Origin of the sequence: Citromicrobium bathyomarinum, assembly GCF_038594605.1 — a bacterium.
Classification (GTDB): domain Bacteria; phylum Pseudomonadota; class Alphaproteobacteria; order Sphingomonadales; family Sphingomonadaceae; genus Alteriqipengyuania; species Alteriqipengyuania bathyomarina_B.
Genome location: NZ_JBCFZM010000003.1, coordinates 468,063 through 491,317, shown reverse-complemented (window position 1 = coordinate 491,317; position 23,255 = coordinate 468,063). Strand labels below are relative to the sequence as shown.

Here is a 23,255-nt window from a genome sequence, read left to right as displayed (position 1 = left end):
CTGCACGAAGCCCGAAAGAGAGGGAGCCTCGCGATTTCGCTTTTGGATGTGCGCCCCGCGTTCGCGCGGCGGCTGCTCATTGGGAATCGGGCGGCTAGCGCGCCCGGCAAGTGTTCGGGATGTCGATCAGCGTCCAGGAATCACCGTCGCGCGCGATCATCGTGGAGTCGGGATCGGGTTCGGCATTGGTACGGAACATGCAGCTGAACTCGCTCGGCTCGCCGGTTGCCTCGCATGCGGCACTGGACAGGTCCTTGGCCGTGCCGGGGCAGGTATCGAACATGGCGACCGCAAGCTCGTACCTGCCGGGCAGGTCGTCCCGATCGCGCGCGGATGGACGCCGCACCAACGGCCTCCTCCGTCTCGGGCACACCTCGTCCCGGTCGGCAAGGATCCATCGGCCCCGACGCAGGGTGATATCTGTCTTCTGCTGGCCGGAGATGCCGGAGGCCGAATAACGACAAGTGAAGGTATCGTCGCCGCCGTTGACCTTCGGGCTGCACATGGCAGTCGAAATCGAAGGGGCGGAGCGGCCGCAGTCGCGCCTCACCGCCTGCACGAACTGCGCCTTCTTCGGCCGCGCAGAGATCGCCAGCGGCGGCATGTCGCACATCTTGAAAGCATTCTGAGGCCGCCAGCCTCCACCCTCATTGGCGATGGTTAGCATCTGGGAGCCGAAGCGATCCTCGACCTCGTAGCGGCAGCTATAGCGATCCCCCTCGAATCCCATCGCGGTGCATCTGACCTTGGACAATTTGCGCGCTTTGGCAGGGCACTGGGTTGCGATGGCCTGGGCCACCGCATCGCGCTGTTGCGCAACAGTAAGACGATCATCCTGCGCGGCATTCGCATTGTCCTGATAGACGAATGCTCCGCCAAGAATGAGGATTGCCGGTGCGGCAACCAGTGTCAGCCTCGTCTTCATCAATGCCCCCAAGCGAAGAAATCGATCCGGGCAGTGCCTTTTTGCCTGCCCCATCCGATGGCTGCGGACTGTGTATTTGGCCCGCGCCTCCGCCCTACCCAGCCGCATTCCCCCCCTCCCTCAAGTAGATGCGGCCTGTTTGAGACAGGTGGGAAACAAGTCGGGATGCGGGGACAAATTGCGAGAGAGGCACGCCCGTCATCGTCCTGCGAGAACGCGCACTTCCAGGCCTCCAATCAGGCCGGGATCAGGTGAGGGTCCTGAGCCAGTAGGAGAGTTCAGCCTCCCGCGCGCCGCTTGAGAAGCGGAGGATCGAGGAATGATCCTGACACGCAGCACGCCGGATTTTGCTGGCGGACTGCCCGAAATGGATGCGGAAGGCCTTGCTGAAGCTGCTCAGAGATTTGAACCCGCAGTTGAACGCGATCTCGGCAATGCCGACTTGCAAGCACTGTGGCAAGACGAGCAGCTTGCATGCCGCTTCGAGCCGGCGAATCCTGATGAATTCCGCAACTCCGCCCACCGGCTCGAACAGGCGATACAGAGTCGCTCGCGACATGCCGAGATTCTCGCAAATTGAACTCGGGCAGAGTGAAACATCGTGCAGGTTCGCATCGATATGCGTGACAACCGCCCGGAACCGCGAGACCAGTGGCTTCGATCCAGTCGTCCCGAAACATGCATGCCGTTGGGCTGCGACCGCAATAAGCGCGACAGATGCGCGGGCCGCCGCATCGGCTTCGTCCGGAGCCATCCTGGGCATCTCGCCGTGCAGCGTTCGCATATGGTTGGCGAGCATGCAGGTCAGGGGTTCGTCGCCGGACAGCACAATCCCGGAAAGTGCATCGACATCGTCGACGAAACTTCCCAGCAGAGACCGGGGAACGATAAGGGTAACATTCTGAAAGGCGCTCGCCCGGGTTTCGAGCGTGCGTGTCAGATCGAATATGCAGATGTCGCCCGCGCGCACGCGGATATCTGCGCCACCGGCTGACCCGGCAAAGCCACCGCGCTCGTAGAGCTGGATAAGGAAGTGATCCAGGCCGCCCATCGCGATCGAACGGGTGTTCCGCTCGAAGATCTGCGGTGCAGACTCGAACCGCCCGAGAACCAGCGGACCCGGATGATAGAGGTTCATCTCGATCGGGCACTGGCTGATTCCGGCTCGCATGTCCGGCTTCGCATCGAAGACGTCAGCGACCGACTCAAGCCAGATTTCATAGGCCGGCTTGCAGCCGATCTTATCACTGCTGATGCTGATGTTTGGTACGAGCGACCGATAGAGCGATCTGCTCGAAACCTCGCAATCCACCATCCCTCCCTCCGCCCCCGTTCAGGTCCCCACAACGGACAATGTTAATTAGACTAGAGAAAATGGCAAATGAACTAGCGATCCGAGCGATCGTGAGCTGAAAAGATCGGTTGGATTCCTGCTTCAAACAAGCTCGCGCGACGTTGTACTACAAATCCTGCGAGCCAGACTAGCAGCCATGTTGCTACCAAATTGTCGTTCCAGATCGCCCCAATGTAGAGATGATCTCAAAGCTCGCTCCGATGGGGAAGGCCAATCCACCGTTTCCCAGTTCCTGGCACTGGAGAGAATATCAGATGCCATAAACTTGCGATCCACTTGTTGATTAGCTCGTCTACTTGGATTGTCGGCAAGACCTGAGGACTGCCGCTATAGTCTGTCACCCCTCGTCAGTTCCCCACGAAAGGCCAGTGCGCATGCGGCCCCGCTTCTGCGTGTCGGGAAGGCTTCCAAGGAAATTGCAAAAGTTTTAGCGGCGTCTCGGAAAAGGTCGGATCGCCTGAAAAGGCAATGGCGGAGCGGGTGGGATTCGAACCCACGATACGGGGTTACCGTATACACACTTTCCAGGCGTGCGCCTTCGACCACTCGGCCACCGCTCCGCATCGCCCGTTCGGGAAGGAAGGGCACCTAGCTGCGTTCCTGGCGCTTCGCAAGGCGGCGCTGCTCGGTTAGGGGGTGCCTATGCGAGAATTCGGCACCCCCGTGACACTTGACGAGATGGAAACGCTGGGCCGCGCGGCCATTGCCGCCCTGCCGCAGGCGTTCCGCGAACAGCTGGGCGACGTGGTCTTCGCAGTTGAGGATTTCGCCGACGAAGAAACGCTGCGCGAACTCGGCATGGGAAATCCCTTCGAGCTGACCGGCGTCTACGAAGGCCACGCGCTGACCGAACGCAGCATCGAGATGTCGGGCACCCTGCCCACCCGCATCCGGCTGTTCCGTCGCCCGATCCTCGACGAATGGGCAGAGCGCGGGGACGAGACGCTCGAGCATCTGGTGCGCCATGTCGTGATCCACGAGATCGGCCATCATTTCGGCCTGTCGGACGACGATATGCATGCGCTGGAAGACATGGCCGATCGGTAATTTTCATTTCGTCATTGCGAGGAGCGGAGCGACGCAGCAAGCTGGGGCCTCGATGCGATCCGCTCTGGATTGCCGCACCCGGCCGGTGGCCGGGCTCGCAATGACGGGGGAATTCATGCGTATTCTTTTTGCCGGCACCGCCGCACTCGCCCTTGCCACCGCCTCCTTCGCGCAAGAGGCCGAAGCGCCCGCGCCGTCTCCGAGCGAGATCGTCGACGCCGCGCCGCAAGGTGAATGGATGACCATCGATCCCGAAGACCTCGTCGTGATGACGCTGCCTCCCCTGGCCGATGGCACACAGCGCAAGGTGGTGATGCAGCTGATCGCCGAGCCTTTTTCTCAAGGCTGGACCCAAAACATCCGCACCCTCGCCCGCGCGCAATACTGGGATGGCAGCGCGATCCTGCGGGTGCAGGACAATTACGTCGTCCAGTGGGGCCAGCCCGACCCGGACATGGGCGTCGAGCCCAAGCCCGTGCCCGAGGGGCTGAATGTGATGGATGAGGGGGATTATACGGTGGACGGCGACACGCTTGGCGAAGCCGATGGCCAAGCCGACATGGAATCGGGCGAGACCATTCCCGTGATAACCGCAGCGATGGAGAAAACGGAGGAGTTGCTTAGCAATCCGGATGTAACCGAGGCGGAGCGAAGAGCCGCGATTATCGAACTGCTCGAGGCGGCGGGCCTGATGTCGGATAGTGAAATGTCCGAGAGCGAAAAGAATGCCATGATTTCGATCGCAAGCACTCAGGCAGGCACAGCCGTCAATGGTTGGCATGAGCGTGACAGCTACGCCGAGTGGGTCGAATTCTGGCGTGGATGGCCGATCGCCAACGCCGAAACGCGGATATGGTTCGACAAAGACGACAAGCCGGTCGAAGACCCGCGCCTGCTGATGCACGAAGCTTACAAGCAAGGCTACTACAGCGAAGTACTAGAAAGCGAATTCTGGCCCGTCCACTGCTACGGCATGGTCGGCGTTGGCCGGAACTACTCGCCCGACACCGGCGACGGTTCGCAGCTCTACACCGTGATCGGCCAGGCACCGCGCCATCTCGACCGCAATATCGCGCTCGTCGGGAGGATCGTCGAAGGGATGGAGTATCTCTCGAGCCTGCCGCGCGGCAAGGGTGCTCTCGGCTTTTACGAGGACCCGGCCAAACGCGTGCCGATCGTGTCGGTCCGCATGGCCGCGGACCTGCCCGAAGTCGAGCGCCCGCAGTTCGAATACCTTCGCACCGAAAGCGAGAGCTTCGCGAAATATGCCGACGCACGCGCCAACCGCCGCGATCCGTTCTTCATCGTGCCCGCAGGCGGCGCGGATATCTGCAATATCCCGGTGCCGGTGCGCCGCGTGACCGAGTGACCGAGCGCATCGAGCTGACGGCGCCGCTTGGCCGCTGGCAAGGGGAGCGGGGAACGTACCACCTCGTCACGATTACCGGAGCGGAGGCGGAGGCGCTTCAGGCGCACGAGGCGATGCACCGGCTCGAGTTTGGAGCGCGGCGCGGGTTCGGTTCGGTGAAGGTGACGGCCCGCATCGGTGAGACCGAGTGGCCAACATCGGTCTTCCCGCAAAAGCAGCGCAGCGAGTGGGTGCTGCTCGTCAGCAAGAAGGTCATGCGGAGCGAAGACCTGGCCGAAGGTGACCCGGTCGAACTGACGCTCGAGCCGCTCTAGCTGGCCATCCCGACGCGCTGCATGAACTCGAGCCTGTTGCCGAACGGGTCGACCGTGAAGAAGCGGCGGTAGCCCGCAAGCGGCTTGTCGTCGCGGCAGACAACCCTGGCAGCTTCCAGCCGCGCCCGCAGTCCATCTAGGTCGGCGGTGAGGAACGCGGGATGCGCCTTGGTCGCGGGGCGAAAATCGGGATCGACCCCGAGGTGAAGCGAGACTTCGCCCGACTCGAACCAGCAGCCCTGCGCCGAAAGCGTATCGGGCTTGGGCACTTCGCGCATCCCGATCAGACCGATGAAGAAAGCACGCGCGCGATCCTCGCCTCCGCGCGGAATCGCAAGCTGTACGTGATCGTAAGCCAGCAGCGCGCTCAAATCCGCTCTGCCTGCGCCACCGCGTCACTTGCGCGCAGCGCGCTCAATATGCGGGTGAGGTGCGCCAGATCCTGCACTTCGACGTCCATTTCGTAGGTCGCGAAGGGATCTTCGATTCGCACCTTGTCGAGGCTGCGCACGTCGGCATGGTTGCGGGCAACGATGTTGGCCATCTCGGCGATGGTTCCGCGCCGGTCGTACAGCGTCACGACCAGCCGCCCGGTGGCCACACCCGATCGGTCGCCCCAGTCGAGATCGAGCCAGTCATTGTCGATCCCGTTGGCAAGGCTGAGGCACTGGATATTGTGGACCTCCACGCTCTCGCCCTTGCGGCGCAGCCCCACGATCCGGTCGCCCGGCACCGGATGGCAGCAATCGGCGAGGGTATAGGCATTGCCCGGTTTCAGCCCGCGGATCGAGATCGGCTGGCCGTGGCGCCGCGCCCAGTCGGGGTCTTCCCCGAAATCGGCGGTGCTGCCGGGAACCAGCGCCTCCATCACTTCCTGATCGGTGATCTGCGCCGCGCCGATCGCGTACATCAGATCTTCTTCCTCATCCAGCTCCAGCCGCTTCAGCGCCTCGCGCAGCGCCTTCTTGCCGACCTTGGCAGGGGTGCGCGCGGCGATCTGGTCGTAGAGTTTGACGCCCAGTTCGGCGACCTCCTCGCGCTCCTTGTTGCGGACCGCGCGGCGGATCGCGGCGCGCGCCTTTCCGGTCACCACAAAGCCCAGCCACGAGAGCTGGGGCTCGGCATCGCCGCCCTTGATGATCTCCACCACGTCGCCATTGGCGAGCTGCGTGCGCAGCGGCATGTGTCGCCCGTTGATCTTGGCACCGATGGTCTGCGCGCCGAGATCAGTATGGACCGCGAAGGCGAAATCGACCGGGGTCGCGCCCTTGGGCAGCTGAAACAGCGCGCCCTTGGGCGAGAATGCGAAGATGCGATCCTGGTAGATGGCGAGCCGCGTGTTCTCCAGCAGCTCTTCGGCGTCGTGGCTTGAATCGACGATCTCGATCAGGTCGCGCAACCACGCAACCTGGCCGTCCGGCTTGTCATGCTGCTTGTAAGCCCAGTGCGCGGCGAGGCCGAAGCCGTTGGTCCGGTGCATGTCCTGCGTGCGGATCTGCACCTCGACCCGCATCGAACCTTCGTAGATCAGCGCGGTGTGGAGCGAGCGATAGCCGTTGTTCTTCGGCGTCGAGAGATAGTCCTTGAAGCGCCCGGGAATGAACTGCCACGTCGTGTGCAGCGTCCCCAGCGCGCGGTAGCAATCCTCGGGCGTCTCGCACAGCACGCGAAAGGCGAAGATGTCGGTCACCTGATCGAAGCTGACGTGGCGTTCGGCCATCTTGCGCCAGATCGAGAACGGCTGCTTCTCCCGCCCCTTCACCTCGACCTTCAGCCCCGCTTCGGCGAGCGACTGCTTGATCGCCAGCGCGATCGCATCGACCTGTGCGCCCTCCTGATCGCGGATCTGGGCAAGCCGGCCCGAGATGGTCTTGAAGGCATCGGGTTCGAGATGCTCGAAAGCCAGCGCCTGCATCTCGCGCATATATTCGTACATCCCGATCCGCTCGGCCAGCGGGGCGTAGATATCGAGCGTCTCCCGCGCGATCCGGCGGCGCTTGTCCTCGTTCTTGATGAAGTGGAGCGTGCGCATATTGTGCAGCCGGTCGCCCAGCTTGACCAGCAGAACGCGAATATCCTCGCTCATCGCGAGCAGGAACTTGCGCAGGTTTTCCGCCGCGCGCTCGTCCTCCGGCATCTGCTCGATCTTGGAAAGCTTGGTCACGCCGTCGACAAGCCGGGCGACCTTGGGGCCGAAATTGGCCTCGATATCCTCGATCGTGACGAGCGTATCCTCGACCGTGTCGTGCAGCAGCGCGGTGGCGATCGTCTCCTGATCGAGCTTGAGGTCGGTCATCAACCCCGCGACTTCGATCGGGTGGCTGAAATAGGGATCGCCGCTCGCGCGCTTCTGGCTGCCGTGCTTCTGCACGGTATAGACATAGGCGTGGTTGAGCATCGCCTCGTCCGCGTCCGGATCGTAGGCCTTTACCCGTTCAACCAGTTCGTATTGCCGCAACATGCCTGAGATGTGCGGTCGCGGCCTTCCTATTGCAACGCAAAAAGGACGATTAACCCTCGTCTGCGGCCATTAGCCGATCCACTCCGCCCCGCGTGACCGCGTGGTAGCCGTCGCGGGTCTGCGCATAGATGCGTTTGGCGATCGGTCGGCCCCACTCGCCCTGCTCCATGAGCACCACGAACAGCGGGCGGACGAACTTGGCGCGGCCGATCTCGGACAGGAACTTTTCCGCCCGCGGCACCGCCGGATCGTAGCGGTTCGCGAGCGCGAGTTCGAGCCACAGGAACAGCACCTCGTTATTGCCCGCTTCCGAAAGGCCCAGCGTATCGTCCAGCGCGGCAAGCTGCGCGGCGGTCCGCTCCTTGGGAATATTGTCGAGGAAGCGCATCTGCTCGGCGGCGCTCCATCCGGGGAAGGCGCCGGGAATGGTGTTGCCCGTGGCATAGGCATGAACCGCCGCATCGACCTGCGCGAAGGCCTGCGGGTCGGGCTTCACCACGTTGGCGGGCAGGCCGGGCTCGAAGATCCACTCACGCAACATCAGCTTTTTCGCCTCGGCGGGCGAGCGGACGAGGTTTTCCTGCATGTCTTCCAGCAGCAGGCGGCTGGTTGCAGGTTCGAAGGCGTGGTTGTCGAACCATTGCTGCAGCCATGCGTCGAACCGTTCGCGGCCCACGATACGCTCGACCGTGCGCATGAAGAAATGGCCCTTGTCGTAGGCGATCGCGCTGCCGATCAGATCGCCCTCGCCATCATTGTGCAGCGCGGTGCCGGGTGCATCGCGGCCGACTTCGTCGAGCGTCTCGACGATGTTGGCGTAGGCGAGCGCGGCTTCCTGCTCGGCGCGCTGCTTGCCGTAGACCGCCTCGACGATGCGGTTCTCGAAATAGGAGGTGACGCCCTCGTTCAGCCAGCCGTCGCCCCACACTGCGTTGGTGACGAGGTTGCCCGACCAGCTATGCGCCAGTTCGTGCGCGACCAGCCCGTTGTTCGACCGGTCGCCCGCGATGAAGGTCGGCGTGAGGAAGGTCATCACCGGGTTTTCCATCCCCCCGTAAGGGAACGCGGGCGGCAGCACGATCATGTCGTAGCGGCCCCAGCGATACTCGCCGTAAAGCTCTTCGGCGGCTTCGATCATCTGTTCGGTATCATTGACCTCGCGCCATGCGCGGTCGAGCGTGGCGGGCTCTGCCCAGACGCCCGAACGCGGGCCGATGGCGCGGAAGTCGATATCACCCGCCGCAATCGCGATCAGGTAGGGCGGCACCGGCTTGTCCATCACGAACCGGAAAGCGCGGCGACCATTCCCGACATCTTCGGGCTCACCCTGACGCACGCCGCTCATCACGACATCGAGCGGCTTGGGCGCGGTGATGCGCGCTTCCCAGGTCTGGCGGATGCCGGGGCTGTCCTGCGTCGGAATCCACGTCCGGTTGAGGATCGCCTGGCCCTGGCTGAAGAGGTAGGGATATTCACCGCCCGCGGTCTGCTCGGGCGTCAGCCATTGCAGCGCGGCGGCATCGGGCGCGCTACGATAGGAGATGCGCAGCTTGCGCGCACCGTTCAGCTGGATGGTCAGCGGTGCGCCCTTGCCTTCCTCAGCCTTGCCGATGGTAAAGGCTCGCGGCTTGCCCGCCTCGTCGGTCACGCGGTCGATCCGCAGGCCGTTGCTGTCGAGCACGATTTCTTCGGCATCGTCATCCGCGAGGATGTCCAGCACCGCCCCGCCGCCGATCATCTTGGCCTCGAAGTCCAGATCGAGATCCAGCGCGACATGAGTGACGCGGGCGATCTGCGGCTGCGCGAAGGTGCGATCGTCGACCGCGTCGGGCGTAGTCAGGATCGGAGAGACCATTGCATCGCGCTGGACAGATGTCTCCGGCGCTCCGCCGACAGATGCGCAGGCGCTCGTCAGAAGGGCGGCGGCTGCGAGTGCGACGAAGCGTTGCATGAGAATCTCCGGTATAATCTGTGCGTCTGAGTGGCGGTCTGTTGCATGGCGAGCCCTGCCACGCACTGAACGAATGCGAAAGGGTCAGCCCTTGCCGACCGCGAAATCCTCGATCCGGTCGGTCCTTCCGGAGACGACCAGTTCGTCTCCCGGCATGATCAGCGTGTCGCCGGTCGCGTGGATGAAATCCTCGCCCTCGCGCTTCACGCCCACCACGGTCACGTCGAACTTCTTGCGGCACTGGCTGGTGACCAATGGCAGGCCGATGATGAACTCGGGCGCCTTGAGCCGGGCAATCGCGAATTCGTCGCCGAAGGAAATGAAATCGAGCAGGCGCTCGTTGACCAGATAGGCGACCCGGTGCCCCATCCGTTCCTCGGGGAAGACCACGTGGTGCGCCCCGACCCGTTCGAGGATCCGGCCATGGCTCTCGCTGGTCGCCTTGGCCCAGATATTGTTGATCCCCAGATCGCTCAGCGCCAGTACGGTCAGAACGCTCGCTTCGACATCGCTGCCGATACCGACGATGACCGATCCGAAATCGGTCGCACCCAGCCGCCTGAGGCACCCGTTCTCGCTGCCGTCCGCCTCCACCGTCTTGGTCAGACGCCCGGCATAATGTTGCACGCGGTCGGGATCGGTATCGACCGCCAGCACCTCGTGCCCCATCCGTTCGAGCGTGGTGGCCACCGCGCCGCCGAAACGGCCGAGGCCGATGACCATGGCGGGCTTGCGCTTATCAGCCGACAATCGGGTTCTCCTCTGGATAGCGATAGGGCCTGCGCCCCGCGCCCATCGCCAACGCGGTGGCGACGGTAATGGTCCCGACGCGGCCGATGAACATCAGCGCCGCCAGCACCAGCTGCGCGCTGGGCGGTAGCTCTGCGGTAATCCCGGTCGACAGGCCGACGGTCGAGAAGGCCGAGATCACCTCGAACAATACATCGCGCATCTCGAGCGGGGTGATGATGAGGATATACATGCTCGCCACCATGATCAGCGTCGCGGCGGTTACCGCCACGGTCAGCGCCTGGCGTTCGATGCCCGAACCGAAGCGCCGGCCGAACATCGCTGCGTCCTTTTGCCCCGCGACTTCGGAGGCGACCACCGCCAGCAGCACCACGAAGGTGGTGACCTTGATCCCGCCCGCGGTGCCCGCGCTGCCACCGCCGATGAACATCAGCGCGTAGTTGAGCAGCAGGGTCTCGTCCTCGAAGGCCCCGACGTCGAGCGAGTTGAACCCCGCGGTGCGCGGCATCACCGAATGGAATGCGGCGTTGAGTATCTTGGAGCCGGGCGCCATCGGCCCCAGCGTCTGCGGATTGGCCCACTCCTTGCCCAGAATGGCGACGAAGCCGACCAGCAGCAGCCCCAGCGTGCCCAGCACGGTGATCTTGGTGTGCAGCGACCAGCGCGATACCTTGAAGCGGTGCTCGCTCAGATCCTGCATCACCGGAAAGCCCAGCGCGGTCAGGATCACCGCCAGCGCAACCGGAATCAGCACGAAACCATCGTGCTGGAAGCCCATCAGGCTGTCCGAATTGATCGAGAAGCCGGCATTGTTGAACGCGCTGACCGAATGGAACATCCCGTGCCACAGCGCCTTGCTCCACCCGAAATCATAGGCGAGCGCGAACCGCAGCGTGAGGATCGTCGCCAGCATCGCCTCGACCACCACCGTCACGAGCAGGATCAGGCGCAGCACGGATCGCGCGTCGCCGATCTCCAGCCGGCTGCGCTCGACATCCGTGGCGAGCCTGCCGCTCAGCCCGAAGCCGCGTCCGACCAGCAGGCCGAGCAGCGATGCCGAGGCCATGATCCCGAAACCGCCGATCTGGAACATCACCATGATCGCACCCTGGCCAAAGGGCGACCAGTAAGTGGATGTGTCGACCGTGATCAGTCCGGTGACCGCGACTGCCGAAGTGGCCGTGAACAAGGCGGTAATGAAGGGAGGCTGCGTGCCATCGGCGGTCGCCAGCGGCGTCCACAAGGCCAGCGTTCCGAGCACGATCGCACCTGCGAAAAGCAGGGGGATCAACCGGATCGGATCGCGCATCGGTCGCATGGCGCCCCGTAAGACGAGGGCCTTGTTCTGGAAAGGGGGAAAAAGCAGCGTGGCGCGGCAGCGGCCTGCCCATCGCGCCGGGTCTGGAAAAAGGCACCGGATCATGCGATGTGAACGTTAACACAAAAGGGGAGAGACTATCGTGATCCGTTCGACACTGGCCATTCTGGCCGTTTCCACCGCCCTCTTGAGCGCACCTGCTGCGGCGCATGACCCCGAAGCGCGCGAACTGCTCTGGGCCGATGAATTCAACGAAGCCGAGCTCGATCGCGACAACTGGATCGTGATCGGCACCGATTTCTGGGTGAACAACGAACAGCAGGCCTATGTCGACCGGCCCGAGGTGCTTCGGATCGTCGAGGATGCGCCAGGCGCCGACGGCGGCGCGCTGATGCTGCGCCCGGTCTACCAGCCCGGGGTCGACCCGCATCCCGAGCGACAGGCCGATTTCCTCTCCGGCCGCGTCGAAAGTCAGGGCAAGTTCGACTTCACCTATGGCCGCGCCGAAGCGCGCATCAAGATGCCCGATGCGGTCGGCGTATGGCCCGCCTTCTGGGCGCTCGGCAACGATAAATGGCCCGATACGGGCGAGATCGACATCATGGAATATGTCGGCGAGAAGGACTGGGTCGGCGTGGCGCTCCACGGCCCGGGCTATTCGGGCGAGACCCCGCTGGTGAACAAGTACTTCTTTGCCGATGGCGAGGATGTGACCGACTGGCACGTCTACGCGGTCGAGTGGGAAGAGGACCAGCTACTGTTCCAGATCGACGGCCGCACGATCTACCGCGTCACGCGCCCGATGGTCGAGAATTACGGCGACTGGCGGTTCGACAATCCGAAGTACCTGATCCTGAATTTCGCGATGGGCGGCGCCTATCCGTTCAAGACCAACCGGATCGAAGAGCCGTATAACGGCGTGCCGCAAGCGACAGTCGACAAGGTCAAGGCCGAGGAAGTGGCGATGCTGGTCGACTGGGTGCGGGTCTATGCGCCGGAGTAGATAGCTGGGTCCAAGGTAGGATCACAAGGGCCGCAGCCATCAATCCATCCGATATGGACCGGCTTCGGCTTTGCCGCGCGTTGAAACGCTCTCAATCTCTCCTCTCCAAAGCCCGATGGGCGCGAGAGGGAGAGATAAAGTGGCCAACATCATCGAACGTCCGGACGGTTCGACCTGCACCGACCCCTGGCCCAATTTCCCGTTTCCGCCGCGCAACGGGCCCTTTATTCCCGTCGTGATCGCCCATTCCCACCCGTCGAACGAGTTTACGATCGACAGCGATGTCGCAATTGCTCTGGCCGGGATGAAGGAACAGCAACGTCGGTCCGTGATCGAGGCGCTGATCCGTGCCGCCATGGAACGCCGAGCCGTGGCGGTTTCATCGGAAATCGTCGCAAAATCTGCAGAGCAGGTTGCCGATCAACTCGATGCCGGGCGCCTCTCCGAATTGGCGAAAGGCATCTGGCCCCCGGATTCGTTCACCGTCAAACTCAAATACGACACCAAGGGCTTTGGGGCCGAAGCCAGCTTCACCTGGAAGTTCTGACCTTACTCCACCCCTGTAATATGGCCCGGTCGCGCGTGCACCAACCGTGGGTCAGGTCCACACCGCCTCGGGCGGCAGGCTCATCAGGATGGCGTCGACATTGCCGCCGGTCTTGAGGCCGAACAGCGTGCCCCGGTCGTAGACGAGGTTGAACTCGGCATAGCGTCCGCGCCACTGAAGCTGGGTCAACTTGTCGGCATCGGTCCAGTCGGCTTCCATCCGCTTGCGCACGAGACGCGGGAAAACCTCGAGAAAGGTCTTCCCGACGTCCTGCGTAAAATCGAGGTTGCGCGCGAAGGCATCATCATCGGGGCATTCGAGATGATCGTAAAAGATCCCGCCCACCCCGCGATGTACGCCGCGATGGGGAATGTAGAAATAGTCCTCAGCCCATTTCGAAAAGCGTTCGTAGTAGGTCGGGTTGTGCTTGGCGCAGGCAGCGCGGAAAGCCGCGTGAAACTCCTGCGTGTCTTCTTCGTAGGGGATCGGCGGATTGAGGTCCGCCCCGCCCCCGAACCATGCCTTCCCGGTAACGAGGAAGCGCGTGTTCATATGCACCGCAGGGACATGCGGATTGGCCATGTGCGCGACCAGGCTGATGCCGGTGGCCGAAAAGCTGGGATCGTCCTGAGCCCCGTTGATCGTCTGGGCGAATTCCGGCGCAAAGGTGCCGTGTACGGTCGACACGTTGACGCCGACTTTCTCGAACACCTTGCCCTTCATCAGGCCCTGCACGCCGCCGCCGGGATTGTCGTTGCCCTCTTCCTCGCGGTCCCAGGGGGTGTATTCGAACGCGGCGTCGGAGCCCGCCTCGCGCTCGATCGCCTCGAATTCGGCGCAAATCTGGTCGCGCAGACCTTCAAACCAGGTGCGCGCTTGCTTGGTCTGCTCGGTGCGATCGGCCATCATGTTCCCATTCTTGCGAAGACGTTGCGTCATCCTTGCCAAGCCCGCCGGGCTAGGGCAAGTGAGGGCCATGGTTCCCCTTTCGTTCGGCGATACGGAGTTGCTCTTGCGGAGCGATCGTGCGGTCTATTGGCCGCGCGAGCGCACACTGCTCGTCGCCGACCTGCACCTCGAAAAGGCGAGCTTTTTCGCGAGCCACGGCCAGCACCTGCCCCCCTACGACAGCCGCGAGACGCTGGAACGGGTGGCTCTGGCAGTGCGCGAGACCGGTGCGGAGCGGGTCGTGACGCTGGGCGACAATTTTCACGATGCCGAAGGTGCGTCGCGGCTGGAGAAGGTCGCATGCGATATGCTGCGCACGCTCACCTCGCAGGTCGAGTGGATCTGGATCACCGGCAACCACGACGGTCCCGACACCGGCGACGCTGCCGGAGCTGCCGCGCAGTGCGGTGGCACGCTGCATGAAGAGCTTGAGATTGGCGGCATCGTGTGCCGTCACGAAGCACAGCGGGGCGAGACCCGAGGCGAACTTTCCGGCCACTGGCATCCCAAGCTGGAGGTGACCATTCGTGGGCGCCGTATTAGACGTCCCTGCGCAGTCGTCGCGCGGAGCGAGGGCGCGCCGCCGCGCATGGTCCTGCCGGCCTTCGGCACGCTGACCGGCGGGATGGATGCAGGCCACGAGGCGATTCGCGCCAGCCTGAGCCCCGCCGACCGGATCGAAGCGGCCTGCGCGGTCCGCGACCGGCTGGTGCGCTTTGCGCTCTGGCACGCGGAACGGCGCGCAGCTTAGGCCGGGGCCCGCTCGCGCACCCGTGCGGAGCAATTCTTTCGCCTGCGCGTTCAGCCCCCTTTCGCATTGCCGCGAAAAGCCCTAAATACAGCGCTCGCATTTCTGCAACTTCAGGAGATCTTCCCATAGCACGTCCCCCCCGTCGTTCCCTTCAGCCGCCTGTCAAGAGCGGCCCGCGCTACGACAATTTTATCCAGTCGCCCAAGGTCCGCGTCATCGACGAGACCGGCGAGAACATCGGTGTCCTTAACACGCGTGAAGCGATCGAACGCGCTGGCGAAGTTGGCCTGAACCTCGTCGAGGTCTCGCCCAACGCAGACCCGCCCGTGTGCAAGTTCCTCGATGTCGGCAAGCATCGTTACGAGGCGCAGAAGAAGGCGAACATCGCGCGCAAGACGCAGAAGGCGCAGGACATCAAGGAAGTCAAAATGCGTCCGAACATCGACACGCACGATTACGACGTGAAGATGCGCAACGTGGTGAAGTTCATCGAAAACGGCGACAAGGTGAAATGTACGCTCCGCTTCCGCGGCCGCGAGATGGCGCACCAGCAGCTGGGCATGGACCTGCTCAACCGCGTGCGCGACGATGTGGAAGAGATCGCCAAGGTCGAAAGCTTCCCGCGCCTCGAAGGCCGCCAGATGCTGATGGTCCTCGCGCCGAGATAGTGCTCGCGGCGCGCATGTGGTCGCGCTGATTCGCGCTCGCATCGAAAATGGTTTGTCATCGTGGTTTCGGTTCGTGCTCCCGGGTGCGGACCGGATGCCTTGGCAGGACCGCCCGCGCGAGGGCCCGTCCCGCAATGAGCCGCCGGTCGGCTCGCGCGTGAAGTACGGCCACGACCCGCGCTATCGCTTCGAAGGCAGCCGGGTTGCCTGCGAGCTGCTTTCCGACAAGGTAATTGCGCCGCTGACTGAATAGCGCAAGCACCTCGAGCGGATCGATGGCGGAGCTTTCCAAGCTGATCCGTACCGACCGCTAGGGCCGGCCTTATGCTTTCCCGGAACCTGATGAGCCGGCCGAGGTCAAATAGGCGCGGCGGGCGAGCCGCTCCTCGTCATGTCGTTGATCGGACTACGATTACCATTCCTCCCGCAAAGTGTTGTCGGAGCAGGCGAACTGTGCTCCCTTCGCGCGCAAAGCGACAAAGGCCCCTTTAATTCCTATGCAAAACGCCATGCGAACCTTCCACCGTACCACCGCGCTCGGCATTTATGCCGCAAGTCTGCTTGCGACGAGCACCCTTGCCAGCGCACAGCAGCCTTCCGCCACGCTCGCGCTGCAGGCCTCTGCGAGCGACGCGCGGTTCGCACGGTTCGCGCCGAGCGGCCAGCCGAGCGCGACCCGGCTCGACTACAGCCTGTGGAACGAGGCACTCAATTACTTCGTGTTCTCGATGGGGGCATCGCTGCGCGAACGCGCGCCGTCGGTGCAGCCCAATCTGGGGACCCGCCGCGTCTACGGCCACACGTCGGGCTACCGGCTTGAGGCCAACCGGGTCACCTTCTCCTATCTCGAAGACGATGTGATCCAGTCGCTCGCCGACTATCGCCGCGACCTCGAGCTCACCGCCGATCAAGTCGACATTGCGAGCCTGGCGCGCAACGAGCAGCTGGCCTTCTGGATCAACCTGCACAACGTCGCGATCATCGAACAGATCGCCAAGAATTACCCGCTGAAGAATCCGTCCGAACTGATGATCGACGGGTACGATCTCCCGCTGGACGAGGCGCCCTTCATCACCGTGAACGGCGTGAGCATGAGCCCGCGCGATATCCGCACCAAGATCGTCTATCCCAACTGGTCTGACCCGAAGGTGATCTACGGCTTCTTCCGGGGCGATATCGGCGGGCCGTCGCTGCAACGTGAAGCGTTTAACGGGCGCAACGTTGGCCGACTGCTCGATTCCGCGGCGAAGGAGTTCGCCAATGCCCTGCGCGCGGTCGACAAGCGCGGATCGACGATGCGCGTCTCGAAGATCTACGAGGAAGCCCGGCCTTTCTACTTCGCCGACTGGCCGCAGGATATCCGCGCGCATATCTCGGATTTCGCGAGCGAGGAAGTTCGCGGGATTCTGGCCGATACGAGCGAGGTGGACCCGGTGCTTTACGAAACGAGCATCGCCGATCTCGCCAATGGCGAGAAGGAGCCTTCCTACTCCAACGTGTTCTCGACCGATGAAAACGGCATGCCGGTATATCCCGATCCGCGCGTCCCGGAAAACGTCAAGCGGATGGTTCAGGAACGCGATGCGAAGGTTGCCAAGATGCTTCGCAATCGGGACCGCGTCGGCCAGGTCTACATCATCACCGAACAGGATGAGCAGCCCGCAGAGCCCGAGGTGGTCGAGTAACCTTTTCCAGGGGCGGGGAACTTCCGCGATAGTGCAGCGCACCTTTTGCTCAGCGGATGACCGGGCGGGAACACATCCGCGCCTGACCCGCTGAGCGCGCATGCATATCCTGCAATTCGCCGCCCTTTCCTGCGCCGCGATCCTGGCCACCGCATGCTCGGCCCCGTCCGACGGAACCGACGACCAGGCCACGGCCGACGCTTCGCCAGCAACCACGACACAGAGCGCCCCTGCGCAAACGGGCGCTTCGCCCCGCCCGCAGGATGCAGATACGGGCGATGGCGATCCTGACATCGCCCCGGCGCCGCTCGTTTCCGAGGCCGCAAAGGGAGAGAAGGGCGCACGCAACGTACTGCTGGCGTTCAGCCGCGCGATCGAGCTGGGTGAGTTCGGGCAGGCGCACGATTTGATGCGCGAAAATGCCCGCGCGAACACCTCCGCAAAGGATCTTGCACGCCAGTTCGACGGCTTCGGCAAGATCACCGTCGCCGCCCCTTCGGGATCGATCGAGGGCGCTGCGGGCACGCTCTACTACACCGCCCCTGTCACCATTACCGGATCGAACGGACCGCGGATCGAAGGCGACATCGTGCTCAGCCGGGTCAATGACGTGCCCGGAGCGACCCCGGAGCAACTGCGCTGGCGCGTGCGAGAACTGGACCTTTCGCGCACGAACTAGCGCAGGACGCTGGCGACCCGGATGTGGAGAGCCCTGCTATCGCCAAACGCGCACCTGCGTTGCGCTAGGTATCCCACATCGGCTCGATCCAGTCATCGACCCCGCCCTTCGCGCGATGCATGTCGCCGCCTGCCACCCGGTCCCAGAAGCGCCCTCCGACGATCTGCTCGGCGTCGTATGTCTTAACCAGATAATGGCCGAGATCGTGCTCCAGCTTTTCGTTCGGCATCTCGAAGGTCCACAGGTGCAGCTTGCCCTTGTCGTTCTCCGCCAAAACGCTTTTCATGAAGGCATGCGGGATCGGCACGTCGATCCCGTATTCCTTGTCATCCTGGCCAATGGTTTCGACACTGCGATTGAAATAGAAAACCGGGCAAGTGAGCACATAGGTTTCGAGGATATCGGGCCTGGCATCCAGATCGCGGATGGCGCATTCGAGGTCGCGCCAGCCCTGCCGGTTGAGGCCGGGAACCTGCGGCGACATGTTCGACAGCAGGAAGGTCTCGCTGTTCTGCGTCCGGATCAGATCCTGGTTCGCGCTCGCCACCAGATGCCCGCGGTCGAAGCCGCTGCCGCGATAGGCCTTGAGACCGGCACGAAAACGCTTGGGAATGCGGACATCGGCGCGGAAATTGTCCATCCGGTCCTGCAAGGTGACCTCGTTGATCAGCTCACGCTCTCGATTGATGATCTCGAGCGTCCATTTCGCCTGCCGGAAATACCACGAATACCCGATGGTAAATTGCCGGCCGATCAGGATCTGATCGCACACTGGTGCGCCGTAGCGCAGTTCCCGCTGCATCTGGAACGGATCGTCGTAGCTCATGGAAAAAGCCCTCCCCCAAGCAAACAAGGCTGGGCAAATCTATCATGCCGGGGCCGCGCCGGCACTCGGCATTTTCCCTGAGGTCCGCCAACCGCGTGGTTGATCGCGGAAACCGGCAGGGGTAGGTGCGCGTTCGAGTACCGGCAGCCGGTGGAGATGCGTTCCTGCGGAGGTTAGGAACGGGCCCGCCCCGACGATGCCTCGAACCCGATCCCCGCCTTCCTGGGGACGCCTTTGAGGAGCCTTTTCCCATGACCGACGCCGTCGATTCCGTCGAAACCCCCACCCCCCGTCGCAAGCCCAAGCCCGAGATTACCGAGATCGGCGGGCGCAAGATGAAGCCGTCGACCCTGATGATGGGCCATGGCTACGACCCTGCCCTGTCCGAAGGATCGCTCAAGGCGCCGATCTTCCTCACCAGCACCTTCGCCTTCGAAAGCGCGGCTGCGGGCAAGCGTCACTTCGAACGCATCACCGGCATGCGCGAAGGCGGTGCCGAAGGCCTCGTCTATTCGCGCTTCAACGGGCCGAACCAGGAAATCCTCGAAGATCGCCTCGCGATCTGGGACGATGCGGAAGACGCGCTGTGTTTCTCCAGCGGCATGACCGCGATCTGCGTGATGATGATGGCCTTCTGCAGCGCGGGCGACGTGATCGTCCATTCCGGACCGCTCTATGCCGCGACCGAAGGCTTCGTCGCGAAAATCCTCGCCAAGTATGGCGTGACCTATATCGATTTCCCGGCGGGCGCGACGCGCGAGGAATTCGACGAGGTGCTGACCAAGGCCAAGGCCATGGCGGACGAAAGCGGCGGCAAGATCGCGATGATCTACCTCGAAAGCCCGGGCAACCCGACGAATGCGCTGGTCGATATCGAGATGGTGCGCGACGCACGCGATGCGCATCTGACGCCCGAATGCCCGATCGCGATCGACAATACCTTCCTCGGTCCGCTGTGGCAGCGGCCGCTGGAACACGGCGCGGACCTCGTGTGCTATTCGCTGACCAAATATGTCGGCGGCCATTCGGACCTCGTCGCGGGCAGCGTCGCGGGCGCGGAAAAATGGATCAACCCGGTGCGCATGATCCGCAACACGATGGGCGGCATCGCCGACCCGAACACCGCATGGATGCTGTTGCGCAGCCTCGAAACCGTAGAGCTGCGGATGCAGCGCGCGGGTGAGAACGCGGAGAAGGTGTGCGACTTTTTAAGCAAGCATCCGAAGGTCGATGGGCTCGGCTATCTCGGCATGCTGAAGGATGATCGCCAGAAGGACATCTATGCGCGCCATTGCCTTGGCGCAGGGTCGACCTTCTCGCTGTTCATCAAGGGCGGCGAAGAGGAATGCTTCCGCTTCCTCGACGCGCTCAAGGTCGCCAAGCTCGCAGTGAGCCTCGGCGGAACGGAGACTCTCGCCAGCCATCCGGCCAGCATGACGCACCTCTCGGTAGCCCATGCCCGCCGCCAGCAGCTCGGCATTTCGGACAGTCTCGTGCGGATCAGCATCGGGATCGAGGATGCCGAGGATCTGATCGCCGACTTCGATCAGGCGCTCGAAGCGGTCTGACCTTAATTAACTGAAGAAGCGAATGGGCGGAGGCGCACAGCCTCCGCCCATTCTCTTGCATCAGTTGCCCAGGCGCGCGGTCAGTTCGACGCCGAACAGGCGCGGTTCCGCCGGGATGAAGGTCGGAATGCCGAACCCGCCACCGGTGTTGCCCGCGTCGAGCAGGTAATCCTCGTCGAAGGCATTGCGGATGAAGCCCGCGATCTCGAAGCGCTCGTCTGCGAAAGAGATCCCGGCACGCGCATTCACCAGCGTCACCGGACCCTGCGAGATCAGCGGATCGTTGGGCACTTCGAAGAAGATGCGGTCGCGGTACGTGACGCTGGGCGTGGCGAACAGCCGAACGGCGTCTGAAAGCGGATAGTCGATGGTGAAGCCAGCCGCCGCCTGCCTTTCGGGCTGGAGGCGGAAGCGATCGCCAGCGAAGGTTCCGTTCCCAGCCTCGTTGTCGATGCCGCCATCGATGTAGCCCAGGTTCGCGAACACGTTCAGCCAGTCGGTGGCCTGGATCGCGATTTCGGCCTCGACACCCAGATTGCTCGCGCTGCCCGCACTGACGGTCACGAAAGTGCCCGCCGGGCCGTTGGGGGCCGGGATGGACACCTGGAAATCGTCATAGACCTGGTAATATACGCCGAGCGATCCGGAAAAGATGTTCGAGTTGAATTTGAGGCCGCCCTCGTAATTCCACACGACCTCTTGCGGGACGATGCTGGCCCCACCCGCATTGACCTGCACGACGGGCGAACGGCGACCCTTCGAAACGGTTGCGTACAGGTTGGCTTGCGAATTCACGCGGAACAGCACGTTGAAACGCGGCAGCCATGCATCGAAGGAATCTTCTCCGGTGATCGTTGCGCCGCCCGTATCGACCTGGCCCGGAATCAGGGGAGCCCCCCCGAGCAGGCTATTGGGTACGTCGGCGAAGAAGCCGGACTGCCGGTCTTCCCGCAGGTAACGAACACCTGCCGTCAGTTCGAGCGTATCGGTGGCGATGAACGTCACGTCGGCGAATACCGAATAGGCATCGTTCTGGCCCTGGTTCTCGAACACCGAGGAATAGGGCAACGCGGTGACGCCTGGAGGAAGCACGCCAATGGACGACAGCAGCCCGGTGACCGCAGTGGCAGGGACAGAGCCGTCGGGCGCGACACAGGGCAGGTTGGGGATGAGGGGAGTGAAGCCGAAGGCCTGCCCCACCGGCGTGAAGGCCGCGCAATGGATGAACAGGCCTTCCTCGGTCGCGAAGGGCACGTTCTGGATGCTGTCCCCGCTGAAGAGGTTCCAGCCGAAGGACCCGCGCAGCCGGTCGCCCGCATAGGTGAAGCGCCCTTCGTGGCTGTACTGGTCGCCCTTCGCGATTTCCGCGAATTCGAGGAACGGCGCAGCCGAACCGTCGGCGTCGAAAATCTCGTCGCTGTCGAACTTGCGATATCCGTTGACCGTGGTGAAGGTCCAGTCGTCGGCGAACGCCCATTCGGCGGAGAGGTTGATGTCGTAAACCTCGCGGTCGAGGCCCAGTTGGTCGCCGCCCAGCGCCACGGCGGCAGCGGGATTGCCACCGAGGTTCGCATCGACGAAGGCGTTCTCACGCCCGCCAGGCGCACCCGCGAAGGCCGGGAACGTGCCGGAGATGAAGGGCGTGCCGCCGTTACGCTGCTGATCGTAGGTGCCGATCAGATCGATCGTGATGTCGGGCGTGGGCGTGAAGCGCAGCGATGCGCGCAAGCCGAACTGGTCCTTCGCGTAGAGATCTTCTTGCTGGCTCGCGGCGAGGTTTTCGACATAACCGTCGCGCTTGCGCCATTCGCCCGCGATGCGGGCCGCGATCACATCATTGCCCAGGTTGACGAAGCCCGACAGCAGCGTGGCGTCGAAATTGCCGTATCCGCCGGTCAGAGCGGCCGATGCGCCCGGCTGGGGCTTGGCCGACACGAGGCTGATCGCGCCGACGGCGGACGCGGTGCCGAACAGCGTGGCCTGCGGGCCCTTGATCACCTCGACCCGCTCGAGGTCGTAGATCGCCTGGTAGGAACCGCGCGAGCGCGAGATGTCGACGCCGTTGTAATAGAGCGTCACGCGCGGGCCCTGCTGCGCGGAGCCGCTGTCCGAGGTGATGCCGCGGATCACGATGCCCGGGTTGTTGGCGCTTTGCTCCTGGATATTGAGGCCGGGCACGTAGGCCGACAGTTCGTCGAGATCGGTCACGCCCAGTTCGGCGATGCTCTCTCCGGTCAGGGCGCTGATGGTGATCGGCACGTCGAGCGCGCGCTGCTCGATCTTCTGCGCAGTGACGACGATCAGGTTGCCGCTTTCCTCGGCGACATCGTCGTCGGCCACAGGTTCGGCCGGTGCCTGCGCGAGTGCGCCGACGGGGAGAAGCGCGGCTGTGCCGAGCAGGATGAGACGAATCGCGGAAACAGGCGAAGAGCGCATGGTGAGACCCCTTATGTTGCGGTTGCGAAGGGGCGTTAGGAGGGTCGCGTGACCGATCCGCGACTGTAAGGTTACGCTTTGGTGAAGGCGCCGTGTTAATTGATCAACCGTGCCATTCGCGCCGCGCTTCGGCCGATTTGAGCACCTCGTAGGCGAGCTGCAGCTTCTGGAATTCGGCGGCGGCTTCCTTGTCGCCCGGCTTGACGTCGGGATGCACGGTCTTGGCCTTTTCGCGCCACGCACGCTTGATCGTGGCGAAATCGGCATCGGCTTCGAGCTCCAGCACGTCGAGCGCGCGCATCTCGTCGGCGGAGCGCGATCCGTCGCCCGATCCGCCCCAGCTATAGTGCGAGGCTTCGGCATAACCCGCATTGTCGCGCTCTTCGGTGCGCGCGCGTTCTGCGGCCTCGGCCTTTTCGAGACCTTCGAAATAGTCCCAGCCCTTGTTGTATTCTGCCGCGTGCTTCTGACAGAAATACCAGCGGTCCGGATTGTTGGGAGCCTTGGGCGCGGGGCAATCGCCACGCTCGTTGCAGCCGTGCCGATCGCACAGGCGCACGGTCGCCGCCTCGCGGCTTTCCTCGTAGCCGCGCCAGCGCGGGAAACCCCAGTCGTTCGATCTGCGCGCTTTGGCCATTGGTGCAGTTTAGGGCTC

General features: G+C 63.4%; 22 protein-coding genes and 1 tRNA gene. 11 read left to right on the top strand and 12 right to left on the bottom strand.

Annotation, left to right across the window (positions count from 1 at the left end):
- Positions 1-94 precede the first annotated feature (94 nt).
- From AAG612_RS13840 to AAG612_RS13830, 3 genes are all read right to left on the bottom strand, one after another.
- Entirely contained in the window at positions 95-925 is an 831-nt protein-coding gene (locus AAG612_RS13840) for a hypothetical protein (protein WP_342511067.1), read from the bottom strand.
- A 247-nt stretch (positions 926-1,172) separates the two neighbouring features.
- Positions 1,173-2,096 carry a helix-turn-helix transcriptional regulator gene (locus AAG612_RS13835; protein ID WP_342511065.1) on the bottom strand — a complete coding sequence of 308 codons (924 nt, stop codon included), beginning with the start codon at positions 2,094-2,096 and terminating at the stop codon, positions 1,173-1,175.
- 652 nt (positions 2,097-2,748) lie between these two features.
- Positions 2,749-2,839, bottom strand: a tRNA-Ser gene (locus AAG612_RS13830).
- A gap of 82 nt (positions 2,840-2,921) precedes the next feature.
- Here AAG612_RS13830 and AAG612_RS13825 point away from each other — a divergent pair.
- From AAG612_RS13825 to AAG612_RS13815, 3 genes are all read left to right on the top strand, one after another.
- Positions 2,922-3,326 carry a metallopeptidase family protein gene (locus AAG612_RS13825; RefSeq protein WP_342511063.1) on the top strand — a complete coding sequence of 135 codons (405 nt, stop codon included), beginning with the start codon at positions 2,922-2,924 and terminating at the stop codon, positions 3,324-3,326.
- A 115-nt stretch (positions 3,327-3,441) separates the two neighbouring features.
- Positions 3,442-4,695, top strand: coding sequence for a peptidylprolyl isomerase (locus AAG612_RS13820; RefSeq protein WP_342511061.1), 1,254 nt, complete (start codon positions 3,442-3,444; stop codon positions 4,693-4,695).
- Positions 4,692-5,009: a DUF1905 domain-containing protein gene (locus tag AAG612_RS13815; RefSeq protein WP_342511059.1), complete on the top strand. Its 318-nt coding sequence runs from the start codon at positions 4,692-4,694 to the stop codon at positions 5,007-5,009. Before AAG612_RS13820 ends, AAG612_RS13815 begins: the two co-directional genes overlap by 4 nt.
- Here the strand turns inward: AAG612_RS13815 and AAG612_RS13810 are convergent.
- The 5 genes from AAG612_RS13810 to AAG612_RS13790 form a co-directional block, all read right to left on the bottom strand.
- The gene (locus AAG612_RS13810; RefSeq protein WP_342511057.1) at positions 5,006-5,380 is read right to left on the bottom strand and encodes a VOC family protein; all 375 of its coding nucleotides are present in this window, start codon (positions 5,378-5,380) and stop codon (positions 5,006-5,008) included. The genes AAG612_RS13815 and AAG612_RS13810 overlap by 4 nt on opposite strands.
- Positions 5,377-7,470: a RelA/SpoT family protein gene (locus AAG612_RS13805; protein ID WP_342511055.1), complete on the bottom strand. Its 2,094-nt coding sequence runs from the start codon at positions 7,468-7,470 to the stop codon at positions 5,377-5,379. The genes AAG612_RS13810 and AAG612_RS13805 overlap by 4 nt, the downstream gene beginning before the upstream one ends.
- Positions 7,471-7,519: 49 nt before the next feature.
- On the bottom strand, positions 7,520-9,421 hold the full coding sequence (locus AAG612_RS13800) for a M1 family metallopeptidase (protein WP_342511053.1): 1,902 nt from the start codon (positions 9,419-9,421) through the stop codon (positions 7,520-7,522).
- Between the two features lie 84 nt (positions 9,422-9,505).
- On the bottom strand, positions 9,506-10,171 hold the full coding sequence (locus AAG612_RS13795; protein WP_342511051.1) for a potassium channel family protein: 666 nt from the start codon (positions 10,169-10,171) through the stop codon (positions 9,506-9,508).
- The gene (locus AAG612_RS13790) at positions 10,161-11,480 is read right to left on the bottom strand and encodes a TrkH family potassium uptake protein (protein WP_342511049.1); all 1,320 of its coding nucleotides are present in this window, start codon (positions 11,478-11,480) and stop codon (positions 10,161-10,163) included. The genes AAG612_RS13795 and AAG612_RS13790 overlap by 11 nt, the downstream gene beginning before the upstream one ends.
- Before the next feature lie 151 nt (positions 11,481-11,631).
- Here AAG612_RS13790 and AAG612_RS13785 point away from each other — a divergent pair, with 151 nt between their 5' ends.
- Both AAG612_RS13785 and AAG612_RS13780 read left to right on the top strand, forming a co-directional pair.
- Positions 11,632-12,492: a glycoside hydrolase family 16 protein gene (locus tag AAG612_RS13785; protein WP_342511047.1), complete on the top strand. Its 861-nt coding sequence runs from the start codon at positions 11,632-11,634 to the stop codon at positions 12,490-12,492.
- Positions 12,493-12,631: 139 nt separating this feature from the next.
- On the top strand, positions 12,632-13,039 hold the full coding sequence (locus AAG612_RS13780; RefSeq protein ID WP_342511045.1) for a hypothetical protein: 408 nt from the start codon (positions 12,632-12,634) through the stop codon (positions 13,037-13,039).
- Between the two features lie 51 nt (positions 13,040-13,090).
- Here the strand turns inward: AAG612_RS13780 and hemF are convergent, their stop codons facing one another.
- On the bottom strand, positions 13,091-13,945 hold the full coding sequence (hemF, locus tag AAG612_RS13775) for an oxygen-dependent coproporphyrinogen oxidase (protein ID WP_342511215.1): 855 nt from the start codon (positions 13,943-13,945) through the stop codon (positions 13,091-13,093).
- Between the two features lie 70 nt (positions 13,946-14,015).
- Between hemF and pdeM the strand changes: the two genes are divergently transcribed.
- From pdeM to AAG612_RS13750, 5 genes are all read left to right on the top strand, one after another.
- Positions 14,016-14,738, top strand: coding sequence for a ligase-associated DNA damage response endonuclease PdeM (pdeM, locus tag AAG612_RS13770; protein WP_342511043.1), 723 nt, complete (start codon positions 14,016-14,018; stop codon positions 14,736-14,738).
- A 125-nt stretch (positions 14,739-14,863) separates the two neighbouring features.
- Positions 14,864-15,406 carry a translation initiation factor IF-3 gene (gene infC, locus AAG612_RS13765; protein ID WP_342511212.1) on the top strand — a complete coding sequence of 181 codons (543 nt, stop codon included), beginning with the start codon at positions 14,864-14,866 and terminating at the stop codon, positions 15,404-15,406.
- A 16-nt stretch (positions 15,407-15,422) separates the two neighbouring features.
- Positions 15,423-15,659, top strand: coding sequence for a hypothetical protein (locus AAG612_RS13760; protein WP_342511041.1), 237 nt, complete (start codon positions 15,423-15,425; stop codon positions 15,657-15,659).
- 256 nt (positions 15,660-15,915) lie between these two features.
- Complete coding sequence (locus tag AAG612_RS13755) at positions 15,916-17,091, top strand: DUF547 domain-containing protein (protein WP_342511038.1); 1,176 nt, start codon at positions 15,916-15,918, stop codon at positions 17,089-17,091.
- Between the two features lie 100 nt (positions 17,092-17,191).
- Positions 17,192-17,770: a hypothetical protein gene (locus AAG612_RS13750; RefSeq protein WP_342511036.1), complete on the top strand. Its 579-nt coding sequence runs from the start codon at positions 17,192-17,194 to the stop codon at positions 17,768-17,770.
- 64 nt (positions 17,771-17,834) lie between these two features.
- Here AAG612_RS13750 and AAG612_RS13745 read toward each other — a convergent pair whose 3' ends face one another.
- On the bottom strand, positions 17,835-18,596 hold the full coding sequence (locus AAG612_RS13745; RefSeq protein WP_342511034.1) for a DNA/RNA non-specific endonuclease: 762 nt from the start codon (positions 18,594-18,596) through the stop codon (positions 17,835-17,837).
- Between the two features lie 251 nt (positions 18,597-18,847).
- Between AAG612_RS13745 and AAG612_RS13740 the strand changes: the two genes are divergently transcribed.
- Positions 18,848-20,164, top strand: a complete 1,317-nt coding sequence (locus tag AAG612_RS13740) for a cystathionine gamma-synthase family protein (RefSeq protein WP_342511032.1) — start codon at positions 18,848-18,850, stop codon at positions 20,162-20,164.
- Between the two features lie 60 nt (positions 20,165-20,224).
- Here the strand turns inward: AAG612_RS13740 and AAG612_RS13735 are convergent, their stop codons facing one another.
- Both AAG612_RS13735 and AAG612_RS13730 read right to left on the bottom strand, forming a co-directional pair.
- Positions 20,225-22,600 (bottom strand): TonB-dependent receptor, encoded by a 2,376-nt coding sequence (locus AAG612_RS13735; protein ID WP_342511031.1) that lies wholly within the window; start codon positions 22,598-22,600, stop codon positions 20,225-20,227.
- Between the two features lie 103 nt (positions 22,601-22,703).
- Positions 22,704-23,237, bottom strand: a complete 534-nt coding sequence (locus tag AAG612_RS13730; RefSeq protein ID WP_342511029.1) for a J domain-containing protein — start codon at positions 23,235-23,237, stop codon at positions 22,704-22,706.
- Positions 23,238-23,255: the final 18 nt, after the last annotated feature.